This window comes from Labedaea rhizosphaerae (assembly GCF_004362825.1).
Classification (GTDB): Bacteria; Actinomycetota; Actinomycetes; order Mycobacteriales; family Pseudonocardiaceae; genus Labedaea; species Labedaea rhizosphaerae.
The window spans coordinates 1-14067 of the sequence record NZ_SNXZ01000007.1 but is presented as its reverse complement, the minus strand read 5'-3'; the positions used below and the strand labels follow the sequence as shown (position 1 = coordinate 14067).

The 14067-nt window shown below is 72.1% G+C and carries 13 protein-coding genes; 5 read left to right on the top strand and 8 right to left on the bottom strand.

What is annotated here, in order from left to right:
• Positions 1-29 precede the first annotated feature (29 nt).
• Both EV186_RS31470 and EV186_RS31465 read right to left on the bottom strand, forming a co-directional pair.
• Positions 30-2201, bottom strand: coding sequence for an MMPL family transporter (locus tag EV186_RS31470; protein WP_133853155.1), 2172 nt, complete (start codon positions 2199-2201; stop codon positions 30-32).
• Positions 2202-2206: 5 nt separating this feature from the next.
• A complete protein-coding gene (locus tag EV186_RS31465; RefSeq protein WP_133853154.1) occupies positions 2207-2785 on the bottom strand; it encodes a TetR/AcrR family transcriptional regulator in 579 nt (192 codons plus the stop codon).
• A gap of 134 nt (positions 2786-2919) precedes the next feature.
• Between EV186_RS31465 and EV186_RS31460 the strand changes: the two genes are divergently transcribed.
• Positions 2920-3366, top strand: a complete 447-nt coding sequence (locus tag EV186_RS31460; protein WP_133853153.1) for a hypothetical protein — start codon at positions 2920-2922, stop codon at positions 3364-3366.
• 31 nt (positions 3367-3397) lie between these two features.
• Here the strand turns inward: EV186_RS31460 and EV186_RS31455 are convergent, their stop codons facing one another.
• Positions 3398-4255 (bottom strand): sugar phosphate isomerase/epimerase family protein, encoded by an 858-nt coding sequence (locus EV186_RS31455; RefSeq protein ID WP_133853152.1) that lies wholly within the window; start codon positions 4253-4255, stop codon positions 3398-3400.
• Between the two features lie 314 nt (positions 4256-4569).
• Between EV186_RS31455 and EV186_RS31450 the strand changes: the two genes are divergently transcribed.
• Both EV186_RS31450 and EV186_RS31445 read left to right on the top strand, forming a co-directional pair.
• Complete coding sequence (locus tag EV186_RS31450; protein WP_133853151.1) at positions 4570-6768, top strand: NACHT domain-containing protein; 2199 nt, start codon at positions 4570-4572, stop codon at positions 6766-6768.
• Positions 6769-6779: 11 nt separating this feature from the next.
• Positions 6780-7517, top strand: coding sequence for an SDR family oxidoreductase (locus tag EV186_RS31445; RefSeq protein WP_133853150.1), 738 nt, complete (start codon positions 6780-6782; stop codon positions 7515-7517).
• Between the two features lie 49 nt (positions 7518-7566).
• Here the strand turns inward: EV186_RS31445 and EV186_RS31440 are convergent, their stop codons facing one another.
• Together EV186_RS31440 and EV186_RS31435 are read right to left on the bottom strand one after the other, a co-directional pair.
• The gene (locus tag EV186_RS31440; protein WP_133853149.1) at positions 7567-8079 is read right to left on the bottom strand and encodes a YceI family protein; all 513 of its coding nucleotides are present in this window, start codon (positions 8077-8079) and stop codon (positions 7567-7569) included.
• Positions 8076-8399: a hypothetical protein gene (locus EV186_RS31435; protein ID WP_133853148.1), complete on the bottom strand. Its 324-nt coding sequence runs from the start codon at positions 8397-8399 to the stop codon at positions 8076-8078. Before EV186_RS31435 ends, EV186_RS31440 begins: the two co-directional genes overlap by 4 nt.
• A gap of 124 nt (positions 8400-8523) precedes the next feature.
• Here EV186_RS31435 and EV186_RS31430 point away from each other — a divergent pair, with 124 nt between their 5' ends.
• The gene (locus EV186_RS31430) at positions 8524-11283 is read left to right on the top strand and encodes an ATP-binding protein (protein ID WP_133853147.1); all 2760 of its coding nucleotides are present in this window, start codon (positions 8524-8526) and stop codon (positions 11281-11283) included.
• Here the strand turns inward: EV186_RS31430 and EV186_RS31425 are convergent.
• From EV186_RS31425 to EV186_RS31415, 3 genes are read right to left on the bottom strand one after another with little or no spacing between them, the layout of a single operon-like run.
• A complete protein-coding gene (locus tag EV186_RS31425) occupies positions 11266-12063 on the bottom strand; it encodes an ABC transporter permease (RefSeq protein ID WP_133853146.1) in 798 nt (265 codons plus the stop codon). The two genes, EV186_RS31430 and EV186_RS31425, sit on opposite strands and share 18 nt — an antisense overlap.
• Before the next feature lie 45 nt (positions 12064-12108).
• On the bottom strand, positions 12109-12348 hold the full coding sequence (locus EV186_RS31420) for a DUF3817 domain-containing protein (RefSeq protein WP_133853145.1): 240 nt from the start codon (positions 12346-12348) through the stop codon (positions 12109-12111).
• Between the two features lie 3 nt (positions 12349-12351).
• Positions 12352-12786: a hypothetical protein gene (locus EV186_RS31415; protein WP_133853144.1), complete on the bottom strand. Its 435-nt coding sequence runs from the start codon at positions 12784-12786 to the stop codon at positions 12352-12354.
• Between the two features lie 246 nt (positions 12787-13032).
• Here EV186_RS31415 and EV186_RS31410 point away from each other — a divergent pair, with 246 nt between their 5' ends.
• Positions 13033-13977, top strand: a complete 945-nt coding sequence (locus tag EV186_RS31410) for a GlxA family transcriptional regulator (RefSeq protein WP_133853143.1) — start codon at positions 13033-13035, stop codon at positions 13975-13977.
• The last annotated feature ends 90 nt before the right edge of the window (positions 13978-14067 follow it).

The window sequence follows — 14067 nt, the reverse complement described above, 5'->3', positions numbered from 1 at the left end:
CTCACCGCGCCGACGACGATCGCCACCAGCTACCTGACCTGAGCGTCGACCGGTTCGCGTGTGCCGGGGCGGTCGACCGCGGTGCCTTCGACGTCGAGGGCGGGCAGCCAGCGCAGCCACTTCGGCAGCCACCACGCGCGCTCGCCCAGCAACGCGAGCGCGGCCGGGACCAGCACCATGCGCACCACGAACGCGTCGAACAGGATGCCGATGGCCAGGGCGAACGCGATCGACTTGATCGGGCCCTCCCCTGTCGGCACGAAGCCCGCGAACACCGAGAACATGATCAGTGCGGCCGCCACGACCACCGGTGCCGCCTGGCGGAAGCCGGTCGTGATCGCGGTCTGCGGTTCGGCGCCGCGGTGGTGCGCCTCGTGCATGCGCGAGACCAGGAAGATCTGGTAGTCCATGGCCAGGCCGAACAGGATGCCGATCATCAGGATCGGGGTCAGGCTGAGCAACGGGCCGGTGGTGTCGAGGTTGACCGCGTCCGCGAGCCAGCCCCACTGGAAGACCGCGACGGTCACGCCGAGCGCGGCGCCGATCGTCAGCAGGAAGCCGAGCACCCCGACCAGCGGGACGAGCAGCGAGCGGAACACCAGCACCAGCAACACGAGCGCGAGCCCGACCACGAGCACCAGGTAGAGGGGCAACGCCTCGTCCAGCGAGGTGGCCACGTCGACGCTGACCGCCGTCGCCCCGGTGACGTAGGTGGTGACGCCGGTCGCGTGGGTGTCCAAATAGGACCGCAAGTCGGTGACGAGCTGTTCGGTGGCGGCGGTGTCCGGACCGGACTTGGGGATCACGGTCAGCGTCGCCGCGGTCGCGTCGTGGTTGCGTGACGGCGGGGCGACCGCCGCGATGTCGGCGACCGCACCGGTCCCGTAGAGCGCACCCATCACCTGGTTCGCGATGGGCACGGCCGTGTCACCCTCGAACAAGACGATCAACGGGCCGGTGAAGCCCGGGCCGAACGACGTCTGGAGCAGGTGCTTCGCCTTGGCCTGCGTGGTGTCCGCGGCCGGGGTCTGCACGAGCGTGGTCTGCATCGAGGTCACCGGGATGGCGAGCACGCCGAGCGCGACCACGGCCAGGAGCAGGGCGAACCCACGCCGCTTGGTCACCGCCGTCGCCCAGCCGCGGTGAAACCCGCGGTCGCGCACGGCCACCGGCCCTTCGGTCGCGCGCTGCTTGCGCGGCAGCACGCGACGGCCGAGGAAGCTCAACACGGCCGGCACGAGGGTGAGCGCGACGAGCACCGCGACCAGGATGGTGGCCGCGGCCGCGACGCCCATCTGGGTCAGGAACGGGATGCCGACCACGACCAGGCCCATCAGCGCGATGAACACCGTCACGCCCGCGGTCAGCACGGCCGACCCGGCGGTGCCCACGGCGGTCGCGATCGCGGTGCCGACGTCCGCGCCCTGGCGCAACTCGTGGCGGTAGCGGTTGATGATGAACAACGCGTAGTCGATGCCGACCGCGAGGCCGAGCATCGTGGCCAGGATCGGGGTGGTGGACTGCAGGTCGAGGAAGCCGGTCGCGATCGTCACGCCGAGCGCGCCGATGCCGACGCCGACGGCCGCGCTCAGCAGGTTCATCCCGGCCATCACCAGCGAGCCGTAGGTCAGCGCGAGGATCAGCAGGGCGACCACCACGCCGATCCCCTCGGTCACGCCGCCGACCGCCGGTGGCGCCTGGATCGCGTCGCCGGTCACCTCGGCGGTCAGGCCCGCGGCCCGCGCGTGGTCGAGCGCGGTCATGATCGCGGCGCGCTGGTCGTCGGTGACCCCGCCGGTGGGCACGGTGAAGCTCACCGTGCTGTAGCCGGTGGTCTTCTGCGGGTTGAGCGCGCCCGGCGTCTTCGGGTCGAGCGGGTTCTTCGCGCCCACCACGCCCGGCACGGACGACAGTTCCTCGACCAATGCGTTGACCGCGCCGGCGTTCTTGGGCAGGTTCGACCCCGGTGGTGCCTGGACGACGACCTGCGCGCTGGCGCCGCCGCCAGCCCCGAAGTCCTTCTTGATCTGCTGGAGCGCGGTCGTGGACTCCTGGCCGGGGATCGAGAAGCTGTCGGAGGTCTGCCCCGACAGCGTCACCGCGCCGATGCCGGTACCGGCCAGCACGACGAGCCAGAGCAGGAGGACGGCACCGCGGTGGCGGTGCGCGCCGAAGCCGAGACGGGAAAGCAAGCGGGCCAACGGGATCAGAGCTCCATCCGGTCGGGGGTGGACGCGCGGTGGCCCAGCGCGTCGACGCAGGTGGCGAGGATCTGCCTGCGCCACACGGCCTTTTCACCGAGGTGGTGCGCGGCGAGGCTGAGCACGGCCAGCGCGCTGAGCGCACCGATCACGCGGATCAGCCGCTCGGCCCGCATGTCGGCCGGGTCGACGCCGAAGGTCTCGAAGACCTGCAGGTCGTCATCCTCCAGCGACGCGGCACGGGCGTCCTTCGCGGTGACGGCGCTGAACGCGAGCGCGACCAGCCCCGGGCGATCCAGCGCGACGTCGAGCAGCAACTCCAGCGCGAGCCGGTCGCGCTCGGGTCCGAGCGGCAGGTCCGCCACGCGGGTCCGGACTCGGGAGACCTGTTCGCGGCACGACTGCTGAGCCGCCTCGTACAGGGCGTCCTTGCTCGGGAAGTGGTGCAGCAGCCCGGCCTTGGACAGCCCGACCGCCTCGGCCAGCGACTGCAGCGAGGTGTGCGCGAACCCGTGCTGTGCGAACAACTCCGCGGCGCGGTCGACGATGTCCTCGTCGGCGTGCTGCCGGAACGTACTGGCCATGCACTCGACCGTACGCGTCTGACCGACCGATTCGGTCGGCAAAGCGACCATATCGGTCTGTGACCTTCCTCTCGGCCCGCGAGCTACCCGTTAGGCTCGCCGTCGAACGACCAACCACTGGGGGATTTCGAGACATGCCTGTGTGGCCGTCGCTGGACCCGGTCCAGCAGAACGACCTGCTCACCGCCATGACCACCGAGCTGATCGGTGCGCTGCCGCCCGGCTGGGCCGAGGTGGTGATCGACTACCGGCACCTCGGCCGAAACCCCGACGTCGCCGTCGGGGTCCGCGGCCCCGACGGCCGCGACCGGGTGTGGGACCCGCCGACCGAGGTGTGGCGGATGTTCCAGCGGCTGCGTGGCGGCATGTACCGCCAGGACGAGGGCACGTGGTTCTCCGCGCGCTACACGCTGCAGGCGCCGAGCCGCTTCACCATCCAGTACAACTGGCGCAACGAACCGGACTTCCAGCCGTACCCGGACCTGTCGCACTTCGCCATCGAGCAGGAACGCTTCCCACGCGCCGAGGCCCACATGCCGCCGTGGTTCCGGGAACGCCTGGCCGCGGCGACCCGGAGCTAACCGGCGACCTGGGCTAACCACCGACCTGGGGCTAACCGGCGGCGAGGAACTCGCGGAGGGCGGCCATCGTGCGTGCGGCGTTCTCTGCGGGTGGCAAGGCACGCATGGACGTCGACAGCACCTCAGTCGACAGCGGCACGTCGACGCCCTTCGCGTCGAGCCGGCGCAGCAGGCCCAGGACGTCCCACTCGCCGTGGCCGGGCAGGAGCCGGCCGTCGACGGCCTCGGCGAGCAGGTCCGGTGGTGGGGCGAGCGGACCGTCGCACAGTTCGACGCCGCCGATCTGCGCACCGCTCAGCTGGTCGAGCGCGGGAAGCGCCGTCGGGTCGCGGAAGACGTGCCACATGTCCACTTGGACCGTCGCGTTCGGACGGTCGGCCAGCCGCAACACCTCGACCACCCCGGCATGGTTGAAGCCCGGCATGAACGACAGGCACTCCAACGCGATGTCCACGCCGTGGCCCGCGGCCCGGTCGCACAGCGCGCCGAACCGCTTGGCCAGCACCTCCACCGGCGCCAGCCGGACGCCCGGTACGGCGAGCGCGAACGCCTTCACCTTCCGCACGCCGTACGCCTCGGCCAGCTCGAACGCGCGGTCCTCACGGGCACGCAACGGACCCGTGTGGTCGTCGGCGGTCTCCCACCCGGTCACCATCTCCAGCTCGACCAGGCGCAGCCCGTGCTCGGCGAACTGGCCACGCACCCAGTCCGCGCCGTGCGTGGTCTGGATGCGTTCCAGGTCCTCGGTGTCCATGCCGGTGCCGCTGAACCCGGCCGCGGCGAGCGCGGCGAGCCGCTCGCCGAGCGGGTGGCGGGGCGGCTGGTCCCACGCCGCGCCGGTCAACTGCAGGTAGCCGATGGTCAGTTCGCGTGGTCGCAACAAGCTCATGTCAGTCGTCCCCCATGTCGGATGAGTGATGGTTCGTGTACCTCGCGTGAGCACCAGCGTGGGGCGTCGGAGCAGGTGCCGACCACCCCTACCCGACCCCTGACCTGCCCATGAGCCGCAGGACCGGCGAAATTCAGCCAACGGTTGAACCAGCTGGAAGCCCCGACGGAGTGGGCGGCGACCGCACCGTCCTTCGAGGCCGTCGTCATCCCGGTGCCGAACGCATCAGGGGCGAACTGCGGCGCGGAGCCCACGAAGCCCGGCCCCTAAGGTTGGAGCTCCAGCAGACAGCGGAAGGTGACGGGGCACTAGACGTGGCGAGCCAGTTCGGTCCGCTGTTGCGGCGGTTTCGGCTGCGGGCCGGGCTCACCCAGGGCGCGCTCGCGGACCGCTCCGGGGTGAGCGAGCGGACGATCCGCCGGCTGGAGACCGCGGCGGGCGCGGACCCGCGGCTCAACACGGTGGACGCGCTGGCGGCCGCGCTCGGCCTCGACCCAGGCGAGCGGCTCGAACTCCTTGCCGCGGCGGGCAACCAGGAGCCGCCACGGCAAGCCCCGGAAGGCGACGACCGGCTGGCCGAGGCCGCCGGGCTGCTCGCCCACGAGCTGCGCACGCGCCTTCGCCGCGAGGAGGAGCAGCGCCAGATCCACGATCCCGTGCCGCTACCGATGCGCTGGCACGACGGGCCGACGGAGTTGGTCGACGCCTGGGTGAACATCGGCCGGGCCAAGCCCGGCGAGACGGTGCGCCCACTGCACCTGGACGGCACACTGGACCAGATCGTCGAGGTCTACCAACGGATCCCGTCCGGCCGGCTGGTGGTGCTCGGCCGGGCCGGGTCCGGCAAGACGATCCTGACGATGCGGTTCGTGCTGGGGCTGCTCGGCGTCAACCGCTCCGGCGATCCCGTGCCGGTGATCTTCAGCGCCGGGTCCTGGGACCCGCGCACCACGCCGTTGCGGGACTGGCTGACCGAGCAACTGCTGCGTGATCACCCCGGGCTCGCCGCGCCCGGCCCCGGCGGGACGACGCTGGCCGCCGCGCTGGTCGAGGACGGGCGGATCCTGCCGGTGCTGGACGGGTTCGACGAGATCGCGGGCGGGTTGCACAAGGCGGCACTGATCGCGTTGAACGCCACGACGTTGCCGTTGCTCATGACCAGCCGGGTGGACGAGTACCGCGCGGCCGTCGAGTCGACCGACGTGCTGACCTCGGCCGCCGCGGTCGTGCTCGACGACCTGACCCCGACCGACCTCGCCGACTACCTGCCCCGCACGACCGGCCGCCGCGGCGTGTGGGAACCGGTGCTTGACGACGTTCGCGCGCACCCGCACGGCGACCTCGCGGCCGTGCTCACCACGCCGCTGATGGTGGGCCTCGCGCGGACGATCTACAGCGACACCCCCGACCACGACCCGGCCGACCTGCTCGACCCCGCTCGCTTCGACAGCGCCGCCGCGATCGAGCGGCACCTGCTCGGCAGCTTCGTGCCCACCGTCTACCGGCACCGGCCGCGTCGCGACCCGCACGACGCCGACCGCGCCGAGCACTGGCTCGGGTTCCTGGCCCACCACCTGGACAAGCTCGGCACCCGCAACCTCGCGTGGTGGCAGCTCGGCAACCGGATGCCCACCCTGCTGCGAATGTTCGTCAGCGGGCTCGTGCTCGGCATCGCCATGGGTGTGCCGGCGGCCCTGGTCATCGGGCTGATCTACACGGCCGGCGTGGGCACGTCCGGCTCCGGGCTGTCCGACGGCTTCTCGGCGGTGCTGTCCGCCGGCCCGATGGAGTGGCTGGCCATGTCGCTGACCGTCGGGCTGGCGCATGGCGCGTCGCTCGGGTTCCGCGGCACCGTGTTCGAGCCGTCGAGGGTGCGGGTTCGCCTGCGTGCGGCCCGAAGACGGCGCTCGACGGTCCTGCGCCGGTTCGCGGTCGGGCTCGCCGTCGGGGCCGGCCTCGGCGCGGGGCTCGGCGTCGCACGCGAGCTCGGCGCGACGTTCTGGATCGTCGGGCGGCTCGCCGACTCGCTGGTGACCACGGTGCTGTTCGGGTTGGCGCTGGGCCTGGTGTGGGGTGGGGTCTGGGGTGTGATGGCCATGTTCGAGGCGCCGGTGGACATCAGCTCGGCCGCGAGCCCGATGGACCTGCTCAACACCAACCGGCGCACGGTGGCGGTCCAGTCGCTGATGTTCGGCGTGGTCACGTTCCTCGGCTACACCGTGATGGCCACCGTGCTGCACGGCCCGCGGCTGGGGCTCGTGTACGGCCTGTCCTACGGGCTGCTGCTCGGGCTCGCGATCAGCCTCGGCGCCGCCAGCCTGACCGCGTGGGGCGCCTGGATGGTGTTCGCGCGGGTGTGGCTCCCGGCCAACGGCCGGTTGCCGTGGTCGGTGCCCGAGTTCCTGGAGGACGCGTACCAGCGCGGGGTGTTGCGCCGGTCGGGCGCGGTCTACCAGTTCCGGCATGCTCGGCTGCAGGACCACCTGACGCAGGTCTACCGCACCCGGCGGTGAGAGGAGACGCGATGACGCGCAGTGCTGTGGTCACCGGTGCCGGTTCGGGTATCGGGCGGGTCGTGACCCGGGCGTTGCTCGTGGACGGCTGGTCGGTCGCCCTCGCCGGGCGCCGCCGGGATGCCCTGGCGGAGACGGCGTCCGGCTTCGAACGGGCGTTGGTGGTGCCCACCGACGTGACCGATGCCGATCAGGTCGACGCCTTGTTCGACGCGGTGCGCGGCGAGTTCGGACGGCTGGACCTGTTGTTCAACAACGCCGGTGGGTTCGGGCCGGCCGGCACACCGGACAAGATCGACGTCCAGCAGTGGCGTGCCACCGTCGAGGTGAACCTCACCGGGTCGTTCCTCTGCGCGCGGGCGGCGTTCGCGTTGATGCGGGCGGAGGACCCGCGAGGTGGCCGGATCATCAACAACGGGTCGATCTCCGCCCACGTGCCGCGGCCCGGCAGCATCGCCTACACGGCCACCAAGCACGCGATCACGGGCCTGACCCGCTCGTTGTCGTTGGACGGCAGGCGCTTCGACATCGCGTGCGGGCAGATCGACATCGGCAACGCCGCCACGGACATGACGAGCGGGATCGCCACCGGCGTGCGGCAGGCCGACGGGTCCGTGCGACCGGAGCCGACCTTCGACGCCCGCCACGTCGCCGACGCCATCCGGTTCATGGCCGACCTGCCGCTGGGCGCGAACACCCAGTTCCTGACCATCGCCGCCACGGCGATGCCGTTCATCGGGCGGGGTTGACGTCCTCAGCCTTGGCTCAGCGCCGGGTCGACGAGGTCCGGCCGCGGCGTCACGCACCGAGCTGGATCGTCGCGACGACCGTGATGTCGACGGTGTGGCCGATCATGAACCGCGGGGCGCGCACGCCCAGGGCGCGGCGGTCCAGGCTGGTGCGCGCGGTGAGGGTCACCGCACCGTCCACAGTGGACGACGTGACGTGACCGGTGAGCCCGATCGTCGTGCCCCGCGCGGTGAGCTTGCCGGTCACCGACCAGCCATCCGCGCCCGTGATGACCTCGTCGGCGACGAAGGTCATGACCGGGTGCTGGTCGAGGTCCAGCAGCTTGGGCTTGCGCAGATCCTTGTCCCGGCGCCGGTTGCCGGTGTCGACAGCACCGAGGTCGAGGGTGCCGCGCACGGCACACGGCAGGCCTTGCGCGTCGACGTCGACGGTGCCGTCGAGGACCGGCACGGTCCCGGTCACGGTCTTGCCCAGGTTGCCCACGGTGAAGGTCGCGGTGCTGCGGGCGAGGTCGGCCGTCCATCGGCCTTCGGCCAGGACGGCGGGCGCGGTGCTGGTCATGAGCTCTGCCCACCTTCGACGTCGAAGACCTCGACGACCGGGAACAGCTCGACGCTGTCGGGCCCGGTCAGCAACGCCGGGTCCTCACCGGGCAGCAGGGTCGTGGCGAAGATGGCCTTCTGCATGTCGAGCAGGTCCTCCTCGCGGTCGGCGAGGGAGATGACGATCTCCGTGCCGTCCGCGCCCAGCAGCCGGTAGCCGCGGAACCGCCGGCCCAGCGCCTGGACGGCGGGGAGCACGCGCTCGTGGCCGGCGAACTCGGCTGCGGCAACTTGCTGCGGGCTGCGCGGCCCGCGGAAATAGGTGATTTGAGCGTGCATTGTGGTCTCTCCTGTCTGGACGAACTGACAGGACCAATCTCGCGCTCCGGCGGCCTTGCGGAATCCGTGCCGGCACTGATCCGGACACGTAACCGCGCCACTGGCCGATAGACCAGGTGTGCCGATGGTCGGGCGGGCGGAGGAGCTGGCGCAGGTGCGGGCCGCGCTGGTCGGCGCGTGCGCGCGCACCGGACGCCTGGTGCTGGTCAGTGGAGCCGCCGGGATCGGCAAGTCGACCCTCGTCTCCGCCGTCACGGCGATGGCCGGCGAGTACGCCGTCCCGGTCGCGGCCGGGTACGCGATCGACGACGCCGGCATGCCGCCGTTGTGGCCGTGGCGCCGGATCGCCCGTGACGTGCCCGGGCTCGTGCCGGTCCTGTCGCCCAACGCCGGTACCTCGACGGATTCCGCCGTCGCCCGATTCACCATGTTCGCCGACGCCTGCCAGGTGCTGGCCGACGCCGCGGCCGACCGCGGCCTGCTGGTCGTCCTGGAAGACCTGCAGTGGGCCGATCGCAGTTCGCTGCTGTTGCTGCGCCACCTGGCCGGCGAGCTCGCCCGGACCCGGATCCTGGTCGTCGCGACCTACCGCGACACCGGCAGCGCCGAGCTGAGCGAGCTGCTGCCGGATCTGCTGCGTGCCGAGGAGACCCGTTCGACCGGGCTGACCGGGTTGACACCGACGGATCTCGCGCACTGGTTGCGACTGCTGAGCCATGACGACCCCGACGCGCAGGCGGACCGGGTGTGGGCGCGAACCGCTGGGAACCCGTTGTTCGTGCGGCTGCTGCTGGACCGCGGCACCGACGCCGGTTCCGCCGAGCTGCACCAGCTCGTGCTCGCCCAGCTCACCGGGCTCGATACCGAGGTGCGCGACCTGCTCGACGCGGCCAGCGTGCTCGGCGAGCGGATCGAGCCGTCGCTGCTGGCCGAGGTCACCGGGCAACCCGCGGCCCAGGTCGACGCCCGGCTCGACCAGGCCGTCGCGCACGGCGTGCTGGTGTCCACACCGGACACCGCGGGCCTGTCGTTCGCGCATGCGCTGGTGCGCGACGCCGTGTACGAGCAACTGGCGCCCTCGCGGCGCACGGCCGTGCATGAACAGGCGGCGATCGCCCTGGAACGGTCACCGCGTCCGCCGGCCGCGCTCGTCGCGAACCATTGGCGGCGCTCCGGCGCGCCCGGCTGGGCCGCGCACTGCCTGCGGTGGGCGCGGCTGGCATCCCGGTCGGCGACGGCCTTGCTGGCCTACGACGAGGCGGCCCGGTTCGCCGCGCTGGCCCGGCACGCGGCCGAGGCGGACGGCCGCGACGCCGGGGTGCGGGCCGAGCTCACCGTCGAGGTGGCCGCGGCCGAGTTCGTCGCGGGCCGCGTCGACGCGAGCCTGGTGAGCTGCCAGGCCGCGGCCCGGCTCGCCCAGGAGGCCGGGCGCCCGGACCTCATCGCCGCGGCCGCCCTGGTGATCACCGGCATGGGCGACCCGGAGCTGACGCAGGCCGTGGACCAGTTGTGCGCCAACGCCATCCGGGCGGTGCCGGCCGACGACGCGACCTTGCACGCCCGCTTGCGCGCTCGCCAGGCCATGGCCGCGTCCGAGGTCGACGAGCCGGTCCGGGCCCGCGAGCTGTCCGCTGAGGCCCTCGCGCTGGCCGAACGCGACGGCGACCCCGACGCCTTGCTGGACTGCCTGCACGCCCGCCACCTGTCGTTGTGCGCGCCGCAGTTCCTCGCCGAGCGGCGCGCGGTGGCGGCCCGCGCGTGCGCGCTCGCCCACCGGGCCCAGCAGCCGATGGCCGAGCTGTGGGGGCACGTGTGGCTGGTCGACGCCGCGTTCCAGGCCGGTGACCTGGCCGCGGTCGACCAGGAGCTGGGCCGCATCGAGCAGGTGGCGGCCAAGGGCGAGCACGCCATCGCCTGGTGGCACCTGCACCGGCTGCGGGCCACCCGGGCCGCGCTGATCGGCAAGCTGGACAAGGCCGTGGAGTACAACGAGGCCGCTCGTGCGGTCGCCGAGCGGATCGGCGCGATCAGCACGATCGGCATGTCCTCGTCGTTCCTCGAACAGCTGGCCTTGCTGCGCGGGACGATCGACCGCGACCTCGGCGAGACGATCATGGCCGCCTTGCAGGCCGTGCCCCACGTGGCGCTGGTGCGGATCTTCATCCCGCTGACCCACGCCCTGCTCGGCGAGACCGACCTGGCCCGCGCCACGTTCGCCGAGTTCCGGCACATGCCGGCCAGGCTGCAACCGGGACCGCGTTGGTCCGTGCTGCTCGTGCACATCGGGATCGTCGCCTGCATGCTCGACGACGTCGAGACGGCCGAGCGCGTCCACCACGAGCTCGCCGGGCTGGAACCGACGTACATGTGCGACGGCTCCGGTGCCGCGTTCTCCGGCGGCTCGCTGCAGCGGATCACCGCGGACCTGGCGCTGGTGACCGGCCGGGTCGACGAGGCGATCGAGCGCTACACCGACGCCGTCGAGATGAATGCCCGCATCGGGGCCCGCCCGTTCACCGCGCTGAGCCGGCTGGGCCTCGCTAAAGCGTTGCTGGCCAAGGGAGAACGCAGCGAGTTGAGCACCGCACGCGAGCTGGTGACCGCGGCCGCCGCGGAGTTCCGCCGCCTCGACCTGCCCGGCCCGCTGGCGTCGGCCGACGCGACGCTGGCCGCCGTCGACGCTGCCGCCCGAGCGTCGAATCCGTTGTCCCCCAGGGAATTGGAGGTCGTTGCCCGCATCGTGCAGGCCAAGTCCAACCGCGAGATCGCCCAAGAGCTCGTGTTGTCCGAGCGCACGGTCGAGACGCACGTCCGCAACATCCTCGCCAAGCTCGGGTGTGCCAGCCGCACCGAGATCGCGGCGTGGTCATCGCGCACGCCTTGAGCGAGCCGAGCGACGTGGCGCTACCGTCCACATGCGACTCGGGTCGTCGACCACTCCCCTGGCCACCAGCTCCATGGTGACCACCACCGCGATGGTCTCGGCGGCCAGCAACCCGATGAGCACCAGCAGCTGCGCCGCGCCCGCCTGCACCGGGTTGCCGCTGCCGATCAGCACGCCGACGAACGCGCCCGGCAACGTCACGAGACCGACCGTCCGGGTCTGGTCGAGGGCGGGCACGAGCGCCTGGCCGGCGGCGGGGCGCGCGATCTCCATGGCCGCGTCCCGTGGCGGGAAGCCCAGCGCCAAGGCGGCCTCGTACTCACCGTGGCGGGTCTTGAGCTCGTCTAGCGCCCGACGCCCGCACAACGACGTCGCCGTCATCGCACCGCCGATGACGATGCCCACGACCGGGATCACCGCGATCCCGGTCAGCGGCACGGTGCCGGTCGCCAGCACGATCGCCACGACGGGCACCACCCCGGCGACGAGCGCCACCGCGGCCGGGCGGGTGCCGTGGCGGCCACCCGTGACCCGCTTGCCCGCCGTCACCGCGGCCACCACCAACATGACGAGGCCGAACAAGGCCGCGGCCCACAGCCACTTGACCACCGAGCCGATGATCGCGCTCACGGCGGCAAGCTGGATCGCGGCCCGCACCGCCGCCGTGACCGTCGCCCGTCCCGTGGCGATCGAGGCGACCCAGGCCACCCCCGCCGCGACGATCACCAGGAGCAGCAGCGCAACGGCCAAACCCAGTCCCACGTGGACCGTTGAACCCATCCCGCAACGGTAGCCTGTCGCACCTCGCCGAGGTGGCGCCGAACGTCAGCCCGGTTCGGCGGTGGCCAGCTGCCGCAACGCGAGCAGGCCGCCGACACCCGGCACCACGGACATCGCCCGCGTGCGGACGTCCCGAGTCCGGGCGAAGGTCAGGATGACGACGAGCAAGTAGGCGCATCCGTGCGTCGGGCCGACCGCGGCCGCCACGGCCGGCCAGTGCACCGTCGCCAGGTTGGCCAGCAGCACGACCAACGACACCAGTTCCACTCCCGCGGCGATACGCACGGCTCACGCGCCCGTCGTGGAGCCGGGGCGGACGATCATCAGGACGGTGACCGTGGCCCAGAGGATGTTGAACACGCCCGTGTACATGGCCAGTCCGGCGGCCCCGGCGGTGATCGAGGCGAGGACCTGCCGCTGGCGCGGGAGGATCAGCAGCCCGAGCACTCCCGCGGCCGTCGCGGTCAGCACGATCGAGACGATCAGCCACGCGTCGCCCAGCACGCCGAGGCTGTTCGCCGTGGCCAGGCCGAAAACCGGAACCACAACGGCGACCACGGCGTAGACCCGGCAGATCCGGTGCAGTGAAGCCAGAACCGCCGCGTCCCGGTCGTTCCCGGCCGCACGCCGGGCAGTGGCGGGGAACATGCTGGCGGCGACGGTCACCGGACCGATCGCGACGATGGCGGCGAGCACGTGGACGGCGAGCAAGAACTTCGTCATCGGTCAGGCCGCACGGCAGGTCAGGCCCGGAGGCGGTGGGGCATCGAACAACACGACCTGCGCGAGCAAGCGGATCAGTCCTCCTCGGTTGGCGGTGCCGCCGACGCTAGCGACGCGAAGAGATCATCGGAACCGGCTGGATTGCCACACTCCACCGGATTCTCGCCAACTCGCTGATCAGCACATTCCGTTGAAGAAGCTGGTCAGCGCCTTGGCAGCAATCACGCAGGCACCTAGGTTGAGGCCATGCACACCATCGCCGTGGTCGCGCTCGACAAGGTCATCCCGTTCGACCTGTCGACGCCGATCGAGGTGTTCACCCGCACCCGGCTGCCCGGCAACCGGCCCGCCTACCGGGTCCGGGTCTGCGCCACCACGCCGACCGTCGACGCCGGTGCCTTCACCCTGCAAGCGCCCTGGGGTCTCGACACCCTCGCCGACGCGGACACGATCATCCTGCCCGGCTGCGCCGACCCGACCGCCCCGATCCCGCACGACGTCGTCCACGCCCTGAAGCTGGCCGCCGCCAACGGAACCCGCATCGCGTCGATCTGCACCGGCGCGTTCACCCTCGCCGCCACCGGCCTGCTCGACGGCCTGCGCGCCACCACCCACTGGCTCGCCGCGGACCTGCTCGCCGAGCGCCATCCGGCGATCGACGTCGACCCCGGCGTGCTCTACGTGGACAACGGCCAGTTCCTCACCTCGGCCGGCGCGGCGGCCGGGCTCGACCTGTGCCTGCACCTCATCCGCCGCGACCACGGATCCGCCGTGGCCGCCGACGCCGCCCGGCTCTCGGTCATGCCCCTGGAACGCGAAGGCGGGCAAGCGCAGTTCATCGTCCACGACCAGCCGCCCGCACCGCGTGGGTCCACTTTGGAGCCCGTGCTGCGCTGGATGGCGGACAACGCGGCGAAAGACCTGACATTGGAGGACATCGCCGCACGCGCCGGCATGAGCACCCGCACCCTCAACCGCCGCTTCCGCGAGCAGACCGGCACCACGCCGCTGCAATGGCTGCACCGCAGCCGTGTGCGCGAGGCCCAGTACCTGCTCGAGGCCACCGACCACCCGGTCGACCGCATCGCCGCTCGCGTCGGCTTCGGCTCACCCACGGCCTTCCGCGAGCGCTTCAAGCGCATCGTCGGCACCAACCCGAACGCCTACCGCGCCGCCTTCCACAAGGGCTAGTGCTCTGTCCAGATAGGTTCGCCGGGTTGGTTAGGCGGCTGGGGTGAGGTGTTGCCCGCCCCAGCGGATGCCTTTCTCGCTGCGGACTCG

Coding starts and splice junctions, on each gene's coding strand:
- EV186_RS31465 (WP_133853154.1), bottom strand. CDS start 2,785: ATGGCCAGTACGTTCCGGCAGCACGCCGACGAGGACATCGTCGACCGC.
- EV186_RS31460 (WP_133853153.1), top strand. CDS start 2,920: ATGCCTGTGTGGCCGTCGCTGGACCCGGTCCAGCAGAACGACCTGCTC.
- EV186_RS31455 (WP_133853152.1), bottom strand. CDS start 4,255: ATGAGCTTGTTGCGACCACGCGAACTGACCATCGGCTACCTGCAGTTG.
- EV186_RS31445 (WP_133853150.1), top strand. CDS start 6,780: ATGACGCGCAGTGCTGTGGTCACCGGTGCCGGTTCGGGTATCGGGCGG.
- EV186_RS31440 (WP_133853149.1), bottom strand. CDS start 8,079: ATGACCAGCACCGCGCCCGCCGTCCTGGCCGAAGGCCGATGGACGGCC.
- EV186_RS31435 (WP_133853148.1), bottom strand. CDS start 8,399: ATGCACGCTCAAATCACCTATTTCCGCGGGCCGCGCAGCCCGCAGCAA.
- EV186_RS31430 (WP_133853147.1), top strand. CDS start 8,524: ATGGTCGGGCGGGCGGAGGAGCTGGCGCAGGTGCGGGCCGCGCTGGTC.
- EV186_RS31425 (WP_133853146.1), bottom strand. CDS start 12,063: ATGGGTTCAACGGTCCACGTGGGACTGGGTTTGGCCGTTGCGCTGCTG.
- EV186_RS31415 (WP_133853144.1), bottom strand. CDS start 12,786: ATGACGAAGTTCTTGCTCGCCGTCCACGTGCTCGCCGCCATCGTCGCG.
- EV186_RS31410 (WP_133853143.1), top strand. CDS start 13,033: ATGCACACCATCGCCGTGGTCGCGCTCGACAAGGTCATCCCGTTCGAC.